This is a genomic window from Pseudomonas graminis, from assembly GCF_004364335.1.
Lineage (GTDB): Bacteria > Pseudomonadota > Gammaproteobacteria > Pseudomonadales > Pseudomonadaceae > Aquipseudomonas > Aquipseudomonas graminis_D.
Map to the genome: position 1 here is coordinate 96,829 of NZ_SOCR01000012.1, position 14,710 is coordinate 111,538.

At 60.3% G+C, this 14,710-nt stretch carries 14 protein-coding genes; 11 read left to right on the forward strand and 3 right to left on the reverse strand.

Features of this window, described 5'->3' with window-relative positions:
- Window positions 1-34: 34 nt before the first annotated feature.
- From rpsA to fabF, 9 genes are all read left to right on the forward strand, one after another.
- A complete protein-coding gene (gene rpsA / locus EC919_RS21730; protein ID WP_065992985.1) occupies window positions 35-1,726 on the forward strand; it encodes a 30S ribosomal protein S1 in 1,692 nt (563 codons plus the stop codon).
- Window positions 1,727-1,928: 202 nt separating this feature from the next.
- On the forward strand, window positions 1,929-2,228 hold the full coding sequence (ihfB, locus tag EC919_RS21735) for an integration host factor subunit beta (RefSeq protein WP_037011901.1): 300 nt from the start codon (window positions 1,929-1,931) through the stop codon (window positions 2,226-2,228).
- Window positions 2,229-2,245: 17 nt separating this feature from the next.
- Window positions 2,246-2,485, forward strand: a complete 240-nt coding sequence (locus EC919_RS21740; RefSeq protein WP_133776390.1) for a lipopolysaccharide assembly protein LapA domain-containing protein — start codon at window positions 2,246-2,248, stop codon at window positions 2,483-2,485.
- Between the two features lie 195 nt (window positions 2,486-2,680).
- Window positions 2,681-4,054, forward strand: coding sequence for a phosphomannomutase (locus tag EC919_RS21745; RefSeq protein ID WP_133776391.1), 1,374 nt, complete (start codon window positions 2,681-2,683; stop codon window positions 4,052-4,054).
- Window positions 4,055-4,177: 123 nt separating this feature from the next.
- Window positions 4,178-5,146: a UDP-glucose 4-epimerase family protein gene (locus tag EC919_RS21750; protein ID WP_133776392.1), complete on the forward strand. Its 969-nt coding sequence runs from the start codon at window positions 4,178-4,180 to the stop codon at window positions 5,144-5,146.
- A complete protein-coding gene (locus EC919_RS21755) occupies window positions 5,143-6,159 on the forward strand; it encodes an MraY family glycosyltransferase (protein ID WP_133776393.1) in 1,017 nt (338 codons plus the stop codon). Before EC919_RS21750 ends, EC919_RS21755 begins: the two co-directional genes overlap by 4 nt.
- A 109-nt stretch (window positions 6,160-6,268) precedes the next feature.
- The gene (locus EC919_RS21760) at window positions 6,269-8,263 is read left to right on the forward strand and encodes a polysaccharide biosynthesis protein (protein ID WP_133776394.1); all 1,995 of its coding nucleotides are present in this window, start codon (window positions 6,269-6,271) and stop codon (window positions 8,261-8,263) included.
- 196 nt (window positions 8,264-8,459) lie between these two features.
- On the forward strand, window positions 8,460-8,795 hold the full coding sequence (locus EC919_RS21765) for a ComEA family DNA-binding protein (RefSeq protein ID WP_133776395.1): 336 nt from the start codon (window positions 8,460-8,462) through the stop codon (window positions 8,793-8,795).
- A 206-nt stretch (window positions 8,796-9,001) separates the two neighbouring features.
- On the forward strand, window positions 9,002-10,276 hold the full coding sequence (gene fabF, locus EC919_RS21770; protein WP_133776396.1) for a beta-ketoacyl-ACP synthase II: 1,275 nt from the start codon (window positions 9,002-9,004) through the stop codon (window positions 10,274-10,276).
- 66 nt (window positions 10,277-10,342) lie between these two features.
- On the opposite strand, the gene EC919_RS21775 is transcribed toward fabF, so the two are convergent.
- The gene (locus EC919_RS21775; protein WP_133776397.1) at window positions 10,343-10,900 is read right to left on the reverse strand and encodes a TetR/AcrR family transcriptional regulator; all 558 of its coding nucleotides are present in this window, start codon (window positions 10,898-10,900) and stop codon (window positions 10,343-10,345) included.
- 147 nt (window positions 10,901-11,047) lie between these two features.
- A complete protein-coding gene (dsbG, locus tag EC919_RS21780) occupies window positions 11,048-11,815 on the reverse strand; it encodes a thiol:disulfide interchange protein DsbG (RefSeq protein WP_133776458.1) in 768 nt (255 codons plus the stop codon).
- Window positions 11,816-12,027: 212 nt separating this feature from the next.
- Here dsbG and EC919_RS21785 point away from each other — a divergent pair, with 212 nt between their 5' ends.
- Together EC919_RS21785 and EC919_RS21790 are read left to right on the forward strand one after the other, a co-directional pair.
- Window positions 12,028-12,711, forward strand: coding sequence for a response regulator (locus EC919_RS21785; protein WP_133776398.1), 684 nt, complete (start codon window positions 12,028-12,030; stop codon window positions 12,709-12,711).
- Window positions 12,708-14,042 carry an ATP-binding protein gene (locus EC919_RS21790; protein ID WP_133776399.1) on the forward strand — a complete coding sequence of 445 codons (1,335 nt, stop codon included), beginning with the start codon at window positions 12,708-12,710 and terminating at the stop codon, window positions 14,040-14,042. Before EC919_RS21785 ends, EC919_RS21790 begins: the two co-directional genes overlap by 4 nt.
- 71 nt (window positions 14,043-14,113) lie before the next feature.
- On the opposite strand, the gene EC919_RS21795 is transcribed toward EC919_RS21790, so the two are convergent.
- Window positions 14,114-14,563, reverse strand: coding sequence for an SgcJ/EcaC family oxidoreductase (locus tag EC919_RS21795; RefSeq protein ID WP_133776400.1), 450 nt, complete (start codon window positions 14,561-14,563; stop codon window positions 14,114-14,116).
- Window positions 14,564-14,710: the final 147 nt, after the last annotated feature.

Below are 14,710 nucleotides of genomic sequence, written 5' to 3' on the forward strand. Positions count from 1 at the left end.
GGCGTATTCTTCGCCCTTATCAACAGGAATTAAAATGAGCGAAAGCTTTGCTGAACTTTTCGAAGAAAGCCTAAAGACTCTTAACCTTCAGGCCGGTTCGATCATCACCGCGATCATCGTCGATATCGATTACCAGGCTGGTTGGGTCACCGTTCACGCTGGTCTGAAGTCCGAAGGCCTCATCCCGCTGGAGCAGTTCCACAACGATGCTGGCGAGCTGACCATCAAGATCGGCGATGAAGTCCACGTTGCGCTGGACGCGGTCGAAGACGGCTTTGGCGAAACGAAGCTGTCCCGCGAAAAAGCCAAGCGTGCTGAGTGCTGGATCGTTCTGGAAGCGGCTTTCGCAGCTGAGGAAGTGGTCAAGGGCGTTATCAACGGTAAGGTTAAAGGCGGCTTCACAGTCGACGTTAACGGCATCCGTGCGTTCCTGCCAGGTTCTCTGGTTGACGTCCGTCCAGTGCGCGACACCACGCACCTGGAAGGCAAAGAGCTGGAATTCAAGGTCATCAAGCTGGACCAGAAGCGCAACAACGTTGTCGTTTCCCGTCGCAGTGTCCTGGAAGCCGAAAACAGCGCCGAGCGCGAAGCTCTGCTGGAATCGCTGCAGGAAGGCCAACAGGTCAAGGGTATCGTCAAGAACCTCACCGATTACGGCGCATTCGTCGATCTGGGTGGCGTCGATGGCCTGCTGCACATCACCGACATGGCCTGGAAGCGTATCAAGCATCCATCGGAAATCGTCAACGTTGGCGATGAGATCGATGTAAAGGTCCTGAAGTACGATCGCGAGCGCAATCGTGTTTCCCTGGGTCTGAAGCAACTGGGTGAAGATCCATGGGTTGCTATCAAGGCTCGTTACCCGGAAGGCACTCGCGTTACCGCGCGTGTTACCAACCTGACCGACTACGGCTGCTTCGCAGAGCTGGAAGAAGGCGTGGAAGGCCTGGTACACGTTTCCGAAATGGACTGGACCAACAAGAACATCCACCCGTCCAAAGTCGTTCAGGTTGGCGACGAAGTGGAAGTCATGGTTCTGGACATCGACGAAGAGCGTCGTCGTATCTCCCTCGGCATCAAGCAGTGCAAATCTAACCCGTGGGAAGATTTCTCTGGCCAGTTCAACAAGGGCGACAAGATCTCCGGCACCATCAAGTCGATCACCGATTTCGGTATCTTCATTGGTCTGGACGGCGGCATCGACGGCCTGGTTCACCTGTCCGACATCTCCTGGAACGAAGTGGGCGAAGAAGCCGTACGTCGTTTCAAGAAGGGCGACGAGCTTGACACCGTGATCCTGTCGGTTGATCCAGAGCGTGAGCGCATCTCGCTGGGCATCAAGCAGCTGGAAAGCGATCCGTTCTCCGAGTACGTCACTGTCAATGACAAAGGCGCTATCGTTCGCGGCATCGTTAAAGAAGTTGACGCCAAAGGCGCCATCATCACTCTGGCCGACGACATCGAAGCGACCCTCAAAGCCTCCGAAATCAGCCGTGACCGCGTTGAAGACGCGCGTAACGTTCTGAAAGAAGGCGAAGAGATCGAAGCCAAGATCATCAGCGTTGACCGCAAGAGCCGCGTGATCAGCTTGTCCATCAAGTCGAAAGACGTTGAAGACGAGAAAGAAGCGATTCAGAGCCTGCGTAGCAAGCCTGAAACCGCTGAAAGCACTGGTCCTACCACTCTGGGTGACCTGCTGCGTGCTCAAATGGAAAAACAGAACTGAGTTCTGTCTGACCATTGAAAAAGGGCGACTTCGGTCGCCCTTTTTTGTGGGCGGGTATTTTTGCGGCGCGTTCGGCCAATGCCCTGTTGACAATCTTCAGGTTCGGCTCATTTATGTCTGGACACACTCTGTTCAAATGCTTCAGGTCATGCTAAAACCTTCAAAGCGCTTTACCTAGCTGCTTGAAAAAGAAGGGAAAAATATGACGAAGTCGGAGTTGATCGAACGAATTGTCACCCATCAAGGACTGCTCTCATCCAAAGATGTGGAGCTGGCCATCAAGACCATGCTTGAGCAGATGTCGCAGTGCCTTGCGACGGGCGACCGTATTGAAATACGTGGCTTCGGCAGCTTTTCCCTGCACTACCGCGCGCCTCGTGTAGGCCGTAATCCAAAGACAGGTCAGTCTGTCAGCCTCGACGGCAAATTCGTCCCTCACTTCAAGCCGGGCAAAGAGCTCCGCGACCGGGTGAACGAAGAAGAGGAGCATGAGCTCCAATAGCTCTTTGAGGAGTTCTCATGGGAAATGTGAAGCGTCTGATCTTTTTAGTCATCGCCCTGTTGATCGCAGCGGCGATTGTTGTGTTTGTGCTGGAAAACCAGCGGGCCGTCGCACTGGTATTCTTTGGCTGGAATGCGCCCGAGCTGCCTGTCGCCGTGCCAGTAATCTTTGCACTGCTGGTGGGTATGTTGATTGGCCCGCTGCTGGTTTCAGTCGCGCGTCTGCGCAGGAAACCCAAGACGTCACGTCTGCCCTGATAGAATCCTGCGCGCCAGACACCTCAACGCCCGCGTTGAAGATAATTACAAGCGCACCTATAACTAATCTCCTTTTTCAATGCCTAACCCACGCCTCAAGCTTTCAGGCGCGAGGGTTGCGTGCAGTTCGTCATTCGATCTGCTTCTACTGAACAGAGGAACCTTCGGGTTTTTTCGTCGCATAGGTTTTTACACATGAATTCCGACTATCCCGCTCTTCAGACCCGCTGCTTCAAGGCTTACGACATCCGTGGCCAAGTGCCCAATGACCTGGACGATGACATCGCGTACCGCATCGGGCGGTCCATGGTGGTTGAACTGGGTGCCAAAAATATCGTAGTGGGCCGAGACATGCGTCTTGAAAGCCCGGCCTTGGCTCAAGCGTTGATCAAGGGTATTCAGGAAGCCGGCGCGGATGTCATCGACATCGGCCTGTGCGGCACCGAGGAAGTCTACTTCGCCACCAGCCACTACGAGGCAGACGGCGGCGTGATGGTCACGGCCAGTCATAACCCAAAGGGTTATAACGGCATGAAGCTCGTCCAGAAATCATCCCGTCCCATCAGCGGTGACACCGGCCTTGATGCCATTCGCCAGCGCGTGGATGCAGGCGATTTCGGTGAAATTGCCGCTCAGCACGGCAGCGTTCAGTACAAGCCGGACAAGACTGCCTACATTCAGCACCTGCTGACCTACGTCAAAGACGCCGATCTTCGTCCACTGAAGATTCTAGCCGACCCGGGCAATGGCGCTGTCGGACCTGCACTGGAGGCGATTCGCTCCCAGCTGCCGTTCGAATGGGTGATTATCAACGCTGAACCGGATGGCAACTTCCCCAACGGCGTGCCGAACCCGCTGCTGCCAGAAAACCGAAGCATCACCCGCGACGCGCTGCTCAAGCATGGGTGCGACCTGGGCCTGGCCTGGGACGGCGATTTCGACCGCTGCTTCTTCTTTGACGAGCAGGGCCGTTTCGTCGAGGGCTACTACCTGGTGGGCCTGCTGGCCGAAATGCTGCTCAAGCAACACCCGGGCTCGAAAATCATTCACGACCCGCGGCTGACCTGGAACACCATCGATCAGGTCGAGCAGGCGGGCGGTACGCCGGTGCTGTGCAAGACCGGCCACGCGTTCATCAAGGAGCGCATGCGCCTGGAAGACGCCGTGTATGGCGGCGAAATGAGTGCTCACCACTACTTCCGCGATTTTGCCTACTGCGACAGCGGCATGATTCCGTGGCTGCTGGTCGCCGCGCTGATGTCCGTGTCCGGCAAGAAGTTCTCGCAGCTGGTTGATGAGCGTATGGCAGCGTACCCGTGCAGCGGCGAAATCAACTACAAGGTCGAAGACGTCAAATCCATCATCGCCAAGATTCTGGAACACTACACGCCGTCTTGCTCGAACATCGACAGAACCGACGGCATCAGCCTTGAGTTCGCTGAGTGGCGCTTCAACCTGCGCGGTTCGAACACCGAGCCTCTGCTGCGTCTGAACGTCGAGAGCCGTCGTGACCCAGCCCTTGTAGAAGCAAAGGTCAAAGAGATCGAAGCGCTGATCAACGGTAAGTGATGCACCTGGCGCGCGGTTCTGCTGACTGAATGGCAGGGCCGTGAGCCAATCGTCTACAATGGCGCCGCTGCCTCGCAGCGGCCGTCATGATTGACGGCGAATTCTTATGTGCACGGATCGGATATGACCAGAAAAATCCTGGTAACAGGCAGTTCGGGATTTTTGGGAACAGCGCTGGTTGACCACCTTGCACACCTGCCTGACGCGCACATTCTCGCGGTCAGCAGACGGGCGACGCCCGACGCTTCTCCAACCGTCACGACGGCCCCCGTTGCCGGGCTGAATGCCGACACCCCGTGGCACACAGTCCTGCGCGACGTCGATACGGTCGTTCACGCCGCGGCGCGGGTGCATGTCATGCACGACACCGCGGCCGACCCGCTTTCGCTGTATCGAGAGGTCAACACCCTCGGCACGCTGAACCTGGCTGAGCAGGCCGCCGCAGCGGGTGTCCGGCGCTTCATCTTCATCAGCACGATCAAGGTCAACGGCGAGTCCACCGCACGGGGCGAATGCTTTCGTGCGGACGACGCACCCAATCCCAGCGATCCCTACGCCCTCTCAAAACACGAGGCGGAACAGGGCCTTCTTGCGCAGGCCAAGACGTCTGCGATGGAAGTGGTGATCATCCGCCCGGTCCTGGTTTACGGGCCCGGCGTCAAAGCCAACTTCCTGAAACTGATGCGCACGTTGCGCAAAGGCGTGCCGCTGCCACTGGGTGCAGTGAACAATGCACGCAGTCTGGTCTCGCTGGACAACCTGATCGACTTGATCCGGGTCTGTATCGATCACCCTGCGGCCGCGAACCAGATATTTCTGGTCAGTGATGGCCGGGACCTGTCGACGACCGAACTGGCCAGCCGCCTCAAGGGGCAGATGGCAGCATCCGGTTGGCTTATTCCCGTCCCCGAATCCCTTATCATGCTCGGCGCTACCCTGTTGGGCCGCAAATCGGCGGCCGAGCGGGTGTTGGGATCGCTGCGGGTGGACATCAGCAAAAACCGCGAACGGTTGCAGTGGCAGCCCCCGGTGTCGGTAGAGGACGGCCTGAAGAAGACCGTCGAGCATTTTCTGGTTACGGATCGAGCATGAATAATTGGTGGGTCGCGGTTGCTGTTGTGTTGTTTTCATTTGCGCTGACGCATGTCTTGCGACGGTATGCGCTGCACAAGAGCTTGCTCGATATTCCCAACGGCAGAAGCTCCCATACGATTCCGACGCCACGGGGCGGCGGTGTGGCGATTGTCATCAGCTACCTGGTGGCGCTGGTCTGGATGCTGTTTGCAGGGCTGATCGGGCGTGATCCATTCCTCGCCCTGTTCGGCGCGGGCGCATTGGTCGCGGCGCTGGGATTTCTCGACGATCACGGCCACATTGCGGCGCGATGGCGCTTGTTGGGGCATTTCTTCGCTGCGGCGTGGGCATTGTTCTGGCTGGGTGGGCTTCCGGCAATCAACGTGTTCGGCATGACGCTCGCCCCGGGGCTGATCGTTAACGTGCTGGCGGCGTTCTATCTGGTATGGCTGCTCAACCTGTACAACTTCATGGACGGCATCGACGGCATTGCCAGCGTAGAAGCGATCTGTGTCTGCGTCGGCGCGGCGATCATCTACGCCCTTAGCGGTGTTGCCTCTCTGGTGTGGCTGCCGGTCCTGCTGGCGTGCGCAGTGGCGGGCTTTCTGTTCTGGAATTTCCCCCCGGCGAAGATCTTCATGGGCGACGCGGGCAGCGGATTTCTCGGCATCATGCTCGGTTGTCTGTCACTGCAGAGCGCATGGATTTCCTCGCAGTTCTTGTGGGTATGGCTTATTCTCCTCGGGGTTTTCATCGTAGACGCTACAGTAACCCTCATCCGTCGGCTCGTTCGGGGCGACAAGGTCTATGAGGCTCACAGAAGTCATGCTTATCAGTTCGCCTCGCGACGTTTTGGCAAGCATCTTCCGGTGACGTCCGCAGTCGGTGTAATCAATCTGGGCTGGCTGTTGCCGGTCGCTGTGTGTGTCACCCGTTTCGGTCTGGACGGCGCACTCGGCGTGATCATTGCTTACGCTCCATTGCTCGCCCTGGCAGTCATCTTCAAGGCAGGGGCGCTTGAAAAAAGCTGAGCGTGGACATTGGCGCTGACGCTGTTGATCCGATTCCCGTGCGGGACAGGAATCAATGGCCGGTGCAGGGGTCGACTGAAAGGAGTTTGAACGCGTGCTTGAGGGGACAATGGAGAAAATTCGCACTACGCTGCTGGCGCTGCCTCGCCGGCACAAGCGGATCATGCAGGTCGCCGCAGACGTCTGTCTGATCTGGTTCGCGTTGTGGATGGCGTTCGTCGTTCGTCTGGGCATCGATGAACTGATCAATCCCCTCGAAATCCATACCTGGCTGTTCGCAAGCGCGCCCGTGGTAGCGATCCCGTTGTTCATTCGTTTCGGCATGTACCGGGCGGTCATGCGTTATTTCGGCAACGACGCCCTGATCGCGATCATCAAGGCCGTGAGCCTCTCGGCCCTGATCCTCGGGGTCGTGGTCTATCTCTATAGCAATCACCAGCACGTTGTGCCGCGATCGGTGATGTTCAATTACTGGTGGCTGAGCCTGGTCATGATCGGTGGCCTGCGCCTGGCGATGCGTCAGTACTTCCTTGGCGACTGGTTTTCCGCCGTTCGCCATGTTCCTTTTGCGACCCGGGACGATGGTCTGCCCAAAGTCGCCATTTACGGTGCCGGAGCGGCGGGTAATCAACTGGTTGCGGCATTGCGCATGGGCCGCTCGATGCGCCCGGTGGCGTTCATCGATGACGACGACTCGATCTCCAACCGGGTGATTTCCGGGCTGCAGGTCTACAAGCCCAAGCACATTCAGCAGATGATCGACGTCACCGGTGCCCAGGAAATCCTGCTGGCGATTCCGTCGTCGGCCCGTGCGCGCCGCCGGGAAATCCTTGGCTTCCTCGAAGGCTTCCCGCTGCATGTGCGCAGCGTGCCGAACTTCTCTGATCTGGCCGCGGGCCGAGTGAAGGTCGACGATCTTCAGGAAGTCGACATTGCCGACCTGCTCGGCCGCGATGCCGTACCTGCCCAGGAAGAGCTGCTCGAACACTGCATCAAGAATCAGTGCGTGCTGGTGACCGGGGCAGGGGGCTCGATCGGCTCGGAGCTGTGCCGGCAGATCCTGCTGCTGAAGCCGACCACGCTGCTACTGCTCGACCACAGCGAATTTAACCTGTACACGATCCTCACCGAACTGGAGCGGCGCGTGGCTCGCGAGTCGCTCAAGGTCAAGTTGCTGCCGATCCTGGGATCGATCCGCAATCACGCCAAATTACTGGACGTGATGAAGACCTGGCAGGTCAATACCGTCTACCACGCGGCGGCCTACAAGCATGTGCCGATGGTCGAACACAATATCGCCGAGGGCGTGCTCAACAACGTGGTCGGTACGCTGAATGCGGCCCAGGCCGCGCTGCAGGCAGGCGTGGCCAATTTCGTGCTGATCTCCACCGACAAGGCCGTGCGCCCGACCAATGTGATGGGCAGCACCAAGCGCCTGGCCGAGCTGACGTTGCAGGCACTGAGCCGGGAAACCGCGCCGGTAATGTTTGGCGACCGCTCCAATGTGCATCAGGTCAACAAGACACGGTTCATCATGGTGCGATTCGGTAACGTGCTGGGGTCTTCCGGCTCGGTGATTCCGCTGTTTCATCAGCAGATCAAATCCGGTGGGCCGCTGACGGTCACGCACCCGAAAATCACTCGCTACTTCATGACCATACCGGAAGCCGCGCAGCTGGTGATTCAGGCCGGTTCCATGGGGCAGGGCGGTGATGTGTTCGTCCTCGACATGGGCGAGCCGGTGCGCATTATCGAACTGGCCGAGAAAATGGTGCATCTGTCGGGCCTGAGCATCCGCTCGGAACACAACCCCCAGGGCGACATCGCCATCGAGTTCACCGGGTTGCGGCCCGGCGAGAAGCTTTACGAGGAGCTACTGATCGGCAACAACGTGGCGGCCACTCGCCACCCGATGATCATGAGCGCACAGGAAGACTTCCTCGCGTGGGATGTCTTCAAGCAAAGCCTCTCGCAGCTGCTCAAGGCGCTGGACGACGACGATTACACCCGCGTTCGGCAGATCCTCGGGGACACCGTCAGCGGCTATGCGCCCGAGGGCGATATCGTCGACTGGATTCATCAGCAGCGTCGCCGGGAACCCTGAGCCATGTGTCCCGGAAACCTTTTCTTACGCAGTGAAATGAGCGCTCAAACGGGCGCGAAGCCCATACCCACGGGGCCTGCGCGCGGGTACACATCCGGTCACCGATCCCTGCGTTGACGCACTGCCGCCATCGGCTAGGTTTGGGAAGCAGCTCAGGAATGCTGCTTCCACTTACGATGCCCATGGAGCATGACTCATGCGTACTTCTTATCTGTCTTCCCTGATCTTCGCACTGCTGGCGAGTACGTCCCTTGCCGTGACTGCCGCAACGTCTGCCGCCACCCCGGCGGACGCCACCAAACCTGCCATCTCCGCACCGGCGGGTGTGCAGGGCGCCAAGGTCAATCTCAACAGCGCGAATGCGGAAACCCTTCAGAAAGAGCTGTCCGGCATTGGCGCCGCGAAGGCCAACGCCATCGTCGCTTACCGTGAAGAACACGGCGGTTTCACGGCCGTGGACGAGTTGATCGAAGTAAAGGGCATCGGCAAGGCGCTGCTGGACAAAAACCGCGACAAGCTGTCGATTGACTGAAACCCTACGAGCGTAAGGCCGATCCCTGATCGGCCTTTTTTGTGCCTGCGATAAATCTCTGATGACCCGGAAGGCGCCGAACAGAAAAATGTCGACTGACATATTAATTGTCAGATGACGGGCGTAATATCTGTTCGCGCAATCTTACTGAACGGCTGGCGCTCAACGGTGCCGGCGACTGCCAAGAATGAGGAAAAGGTGAACCCATGAGTGAGCGTCGCATCGTAGTGACGGGTATGGGGCTGGTGACGCCATTGGGCACCGGCGTCGAAGCGGTATGGAAGCGATTGCTTGAAGGCCGCTCCGGCATTGTGCAGTTGCCTGAGCAGACGGTGACTGATCTGGCAGGCAAAGTCGGCGGACCGGTGCCGACCCTGGAGCAAGACCCGGAAGCCGGGTTCGATGCTGACGCCGCCGCGCCGCCCAAGGAGCAGAAGAAGATGGACCGCTTCATCCTGTTTGCGTTGGGCGCTGCGCAACAGGCGGTCAAGCAGGCAGGCTGGGCGCCGTCCACCGAAGAGGAGCGCGAGCGCACTGCGACCATCATCGGCGCCGGCGTCGGTGGTTTCGGCGCCATTGCCGAAGCTGTGCGCATCACGGACACCCGTGGGCCGCGGCGTTTGTCGCCGTTCACCATTCCTTCGTTTCTGGTCAATCTGGCGGCCGGGCATGTGTCGATCCAGCACGGTTTCAAAGGTCCGCTGGGGGCGCCGGTGACGGCATGTGCGGCGGGCGTTCAGGCAATCGGCGATGCCGCGCGGCTGATCCGCAACGGTGAAGCGGACGTTGCCATCTGCGGTGGCGCCGAAGCCTGTATCGATCGCGTCGCCCTGGGTGGTTTTGCAGCGGCCCGTGCGCTCTCCCATGGTTTCAACGACACGCCTGAGCGCGCGTCACGGCCCTTTGACCGTGACCGAGACGGCTTCGTCATGGGCGAGGGCGCAGGGATCATCGTCATCGAAACCCTGGAACACGCGCTCGCCCGCGGTGCAACGCCCATCGTCGAACTGGTCGGTTACGGCACCAGCGCGGACGCCTATCACCTGACGGCCGGACCGGAAGATGGCAGTGGCGCGCGCCGGGCGATGCAGGCAGCGATCCGTCAGGCCGGCATCCAGCCAGCCGACGTGCAGCACGTTAACGCCCACGCCACGTCTACCCCGGTGGGCGACAGGGGCGAAATGGCCGCGATCAAAACGGTGTTTGGTGACCAGAATGGCGTTGCGGTGACGTCGACCAAATCCGCCACCGGGCATTTGCTCGGCGCAGCGGGCGGCATCGAGGCGATCTTCACGGCATTGGCGATCCGCGATCAGATCGCGCCGATGACCCTCAACCTGGAGAATCCCGACGAGGCCGCAGCGGGCATCGACATCGTCCACGGCAAGGCGCGCCCGATGAACATCGAGTACGCGCTGTCGAACGGTTTCGGCTTCGGGGGCGTGAACGCCAGCGTGCTGTTCCGTCGCTGGCATCCCTGAGAGTCATCAGTGCAACAAGCGTGACGCTTCCCTGCTGCGGACAGGGCAGGGAAGTGAGCGTCAGCCTCAGATCAGCTGCTTGAGCTGATCGCGGGTGGTTTCCAGGATTCGCTCGGCCAGCGCCGGATCCTTTGCGCTGCGTGCCAGCACCATCGCCCCGACCAGCCCGGACATGAGCATCACGCTCTTGTCGCTGCTTTGTCCATCGGCCGGCATTCCCGCTTCGAGGGTGGCGAGCATGCGGTTGATCAACTCGTCGGTAATCTCGCTCTGTTGCCCGCGCTGGCCCAGCTCGGAGGCCATGGTCGGCAATGGGCAGCCCTTTTCCGGGAGATCGCGATGGGCGGTCGACAGGTACAGGTCGATGAACGCCTGGGTCGAATTGTCTTCGGCCAGTTTCTCTGCGACTGAGGCGAGCATCTGGTCGACGGCACAGCGCAGGGATTTCTCGACCAGGTCGTCCTTGGATTTGAAGTGGGCATAAAAACCACCGTGGGTCAGGCCCAATGCTTTCATCAACGGCTGCAAACCGGTGGCGCCGATGCCGTCACGGCGAAAGCGCGCGGCGGCTTCCTGAAGGATGCGCTGGTGGGTCTGGGCTTTGTGATCTTCGGCGTAACGCATGGAGCGAGCCTCCCGATTGGCTCTTGAAATGGTGGTCGACATTTTTACACGGATGGCACCGCGGCGCAGTACCCGCGTTGTACCCCGTGTCGCCATTGGTCAGAGCGCTGGGTCCGCCACCGGCCGGCTACACCAGCAGAACCCCGGCTATTTCGGGCCCATCATTTTCGCCAGCGCTTCAGGCCGGGGCGCGCCTTGTTGCTGCTGAAGGCGTCCGGCCTCGTCTTTGTAGAAAATCGACGGCGTGGCGGAAAGGCCCATGTCTTCCATCAGTTTCATGTTGGCGTCGAGTTTTGCCTGGATGTCTTTGGGGATGTTCTGCATGGCCTTGAGCGTGCTGCCTTTGCCGGCCTGCTCGTGGTTCTGCAGGGCCACTTCCGGGTTCGCCTCGGTCAGCAGGCTCGCGGCTTTAGCAGCGCTGTCTTCGCGGATCACGCCGACCATGATGTGGCGCAACTGTACTTTTCCCGATTTGACCCAGGGCCGCGCCTGCTCCCAGAACAGGTTGCAGTACGGGCAGTTGGCGTCGCTGAACAGGTAGATGATTTTGGGCGCGGTTTTGGCGCCGTCGGCGATCCAGGTGCTGTTTTCCATGCGGGTCCACATTGCCTCCGCCATCGGCCCATAGACCAGCTTTTGCAGGGGCGCGGTGCTCAGGTCTTCGCCCTTGTCATTAAACAGATTGCCCGCCAGCACGTGCTTGCCGTCAGGGGTCAGGTACAGGGCCATGCCTTGATTCTGATACTCGGCGGCGTAACCCTTCAGCCCGCCCGGCGCGTCGAAACTGCCCTTGATGGTCGCGCCCTTGGCTTCCAGCGCCTTGATCGGGGCGGGCAGATCTTCGGCGTGGACCAGCGAGCCTGGCAGGCTGAGCGAAACGGCCGCGGTGATGAGCGCGTGGCGCATGAGGTTCATGGGGTTCATGGGGTGATCCTTGCAGAGAGCAGGCAGACATGTCGCTGATGCTGAGGGATGAGTGTGTACAGCGCGTTTTCGGTTGCCCGAAGCCTGCGCAATGGCGATTAACAGTCGATTAACGCTACGGGGCGCGTCGTGTCTGCGGCGGCTCGTGCATAATCCGCCGTTAATCCCTCTGCGCTTCAATCGCCTTTTTTTCGGGGCCGACCATGCACGTACTGCTTTGTGAAGACGACGACCTGATTGCCAGCGGCATCGTCGCGGGCCTCGATGCCCAGGGCCTGACGGTGGATCACGTGGCCACGGCCTCATCCGCACGGGCCATGCTGTCGGCTGCGCATTTCGACGTGATGATTCTCGACCTCGGCCTGCCCGATGAAGATGGCCTGAAGCTGTTGCGCCAGTTGCGCCAGCAGGGCGTCGAGATCCCGGTGCTGATTCTTACCGCTCGCGACACGGTGACCGACCGCGTCGACGGCCTGCAGGCCGGCGCGGACGATTACTTGCTCAAGCCCTTCGACCTGCGTGAACTCAGCGCGCGCCTGCACACCCTGGTGCGACGCATGGCCGGGCGCAGCGTCAACGTGATCGAACATGGCGTGCTCAACTACGACCCGAGCAGTCGGGAAACCCGCCTGGCCGGTCAGCCGGTCGATCTGTCGCGTCGTGAGCAGGCACTGCTGCAAGCGTTGCTGAACAACAGCGGTCGGGTGCTTTCGGGCGAACAACTGAAGGACTGCGTGTACGGCTTCGGCGACGAAGTCGAGAGCAACGCCCTCAACGTTCATATCCATCACCTGCGGCGCAAACTGGGCGGCGGCATCATCGAAACCGTGCGTGGTCTGGGCTATCGCCTCGGCCCGGCCGGCCATGATTTGGAGCCCACGCCATGATGAGCCTGCGCACGCGGCTGAGTCTGATCCTCGGCTCGGCGTTCATTCTGATTTGGGTGCTGGCCGCCGCCTGGATGCTGCGCGACCTGCGCACGCAGATGATGCAGTCCCTCGATCAACGCCTTGAAGCCTCGGCGCGGATGGTCGCGGGGCTGCTCGAACAGATGCAGATGCCCACCGGCAGCGAAAGCCGATCGCTGAGGGCGGACGATCCGGCGTTGCCCAATGGCATGGCGTGTCAGTTGAGTTCCCTGCGCGGGCAGGTGCTGGCGCGCACCGACAGCTCGCCGAGCGAACCGCTGAAGGCCGACGCCAGCGGCTTCCATGACCAGATGATCAACGGCGACCACTGGCGCGTGTACACGATGATGCATGACAACGTGCGAGTGAGCACTGCTGACCGGCAGATCGAACGGGACGTGTTGGGGCACTCGGTGCTCCTGGCCGCATCGGTGCCGGTGCTGGTCGCGCTGTTCGGCAGCCTGGCGCTGGTCTGGTTCGGCATCGGCCGGGGGCTGGCGCCGCTCAACAGAATGCGCGATGCCTTGAATCGCCACAGCGCCGACTCGGTCGAGCCGCTGGACGTGCCCAACCTGCCCAGCGAGTTGCAGCCGCTGTTGGTCAGCCAGAACCAGCTGTTTCAGCGCATTGCCCAGACCCTGGAGCGCGAGCGTCGGCTGACCGGCGACGCTGCCCATGAACTGCGCAGCCCGCTCACCGCCATCAAGACCCACCTGCAAGTGGCGCGCATGACCGACGGCCAGAAGCGCGACACGGCGCTGGCCCATGCGGAGGAGGGCGCCGACCGGATGCATCGCACCCTTGAACAGCTGCTGCTGTTGGCGCGGGTCGAGGGCAGCCTGTCGTTCGATGACGGTGTGCAGTGCGACGCCGAGCAGGTCGCGCGGCTGGCCATTCACGACGCCAGTCACGGCGACGAGCAGCGCATCGAACTGATCCTGCCGTCGCAATTGTCCAGCGCCGCCGTGCAGATGCCGGCGGCGTTGGCGGTGGCCGCGTTGCGCAATCTGCTGGACAACGCCCTGCGCCACAGCCAGGCCGATGCGCGGGTGGAGCTGAATGTCGAGACCTTCGACGGGCAGGCGCATTTCCGCGTTCGCGATCATGGCCCGGGGATTCCCGAGCCGGACCTGGACAAGCTCACTCAACGCTTCTGGCGCAACGGCAAGAGCCCCGGCGCCGGGCTGGGGTTGGCGATTGTCCAGGCCATCGTTCAGCGCTGTGCGTGTTCGCTGCGCTTTGACAGCCGGCAAGACGGTTTGCGTGTGGAATTGAGCATGCCGTTGCGGCGCGATGTCGCAGGCGAGTGACCTGTGGGAAGGGTCTGAAAGTGGCGTCGGCCTGGCGTTGGACGACAGGCCAACCCTTTGCACAGTGTCCGTTACTCCGGCATTGCCGAAGAATGGTGGGATGTAATCAGCCAGCGATTGTCGACGTAGGCATAAGTGAAAGTGTAACGCGCGCTGACGGCTGACTTATCGCTGAAACGGAACGTGTAAGTACCGGTATCGATTGCGCTGTTGCAACTGGTGATGACCGTGCTGCTGTCGACGGCGCCGACCGGCTTGCGCTTGAGAAACTTGTTGAAGTAATCGAGTTTGCCCGCAAGGTCTGTTCTGGGCTGGTTGGAGAGGGTCGGCAGCAGCACGGCGTCCGGCGTGTAGTTCGCGGCGACCTTGCTGGCGTCGCCGGTCTGCAGTGCGTTGTTCCAGCGATCGAACAGGATTTTCGCTTGTTGCTGATCAAGTGTTGCGCAGTGCGCGGGAGCGTTGTTTGCACTCGCGTAAGTGCTGGCAGTGAGTAGTGTGATGACGGCAAAAGTCTTGAGCATGCATGACCTTCCATGGACGGTTGAATTTGGGTCGAGAGCCTAATGGAGGACGACTTAAAGTTGTACTGCCGTGAATTTACAATACGTTTCGCCAACTAATTCGTCCGTCTTAGATGTGGGAATTGTCCGGTTCAATAAGTAAGAAGC

Coding starts and splice junctions, on each gene's coding strand:
- EC919_RS21755 (WP_133776393.1), top strand. CDS start 5,143: ATGAATAATTGGTGGGTCGCGGTTGCTGTTGTGTTGTTTTCATTTGCG.
- ihfB (WP_037011901.1), top strand. CDS start 1,929: ATGACGAAGTCGGAGTTGATCGAACGAATTGTCACCCATCAAGGACTG.
- EC919_RS21785 (WP_133776398.1), top strand. CDS start 12,028: ATGCACGTACTGCTTTGTGAAGACGACGACCTGATTGCCAGCGGCATC.
- EC919_RS21750 (WP_133776392.1), top strand. CDS start 4,178: ATGACCAGAAAAATCCTGGTAACAGGCAGTTCGGGATTTTTGGGAACA.
- EC919_RS21765 (WP_133776395.1), top strand. CDS start 8,460: ATGCGTACTTCTTATCTGTCTTCCCTGATCTTCGCACTGCTGGCGAGT.
- EC919_RS21745 (WP_133776391.1), top strand. CDS start 2,681: ATGAATTCCGACTATCCCGCTCTTCAGACCCGCTGCTTCAAGGCTTAC.
- EC919_RS21790 (WP_133776399.1), top strand. CDS start 12,708: ATGATGAGCCTGCGCACGCGGCTGAGTCTGATCCTCGGCTCGGCGTTC.
- EC919_RS21795 (WP_133776400.1), bottom strand. CDS start 14,563: ATGCTCAAGACTTTTGCCGTCATCACACTACTCACTGCCAGCACTTAC.
- EC919_RS21775 (WP_133776397.1), bottom strand. CDS start 10,900: ATGCGTTACGCCGAAGATCACAAAGCCCAGACCCACCAGCGCATCCTT.
- dsbG (WP_133776458.1), bottom strand. CDS start 11,815: ATGAACCTCATGCGCCACGCGCTCATCACCGCGGCCGTTTCGCTCAGC.
- EC919_RS21760 (WP_133776394.1), top strand. CDS start 6,269: ATGGAGAAAATTCGCACTACGCTGCTGGCGCTGCCTCGCCGGCACAAG.
- rpsA (WP_065992985.1), top strand. CDS start 35: ATGAGCGAAAGCTTTGCTGAACTTTTCGAAGAAAGCCTAAAGACTCTT.
- fabF (WP_133776396.1), top strand. CDS start 9,002: ATGAGTGAGCGTCGCATCGTAGTGACGGGTATGGGGCTGGTGACGCCA.
- EC919_RS21740 (WP_133776390.1), top strand. CDS start 2,246: ATGGGAAATGTGAAGCGTCTGATCTTTTTAGTCATCGCCCTGTTGATC.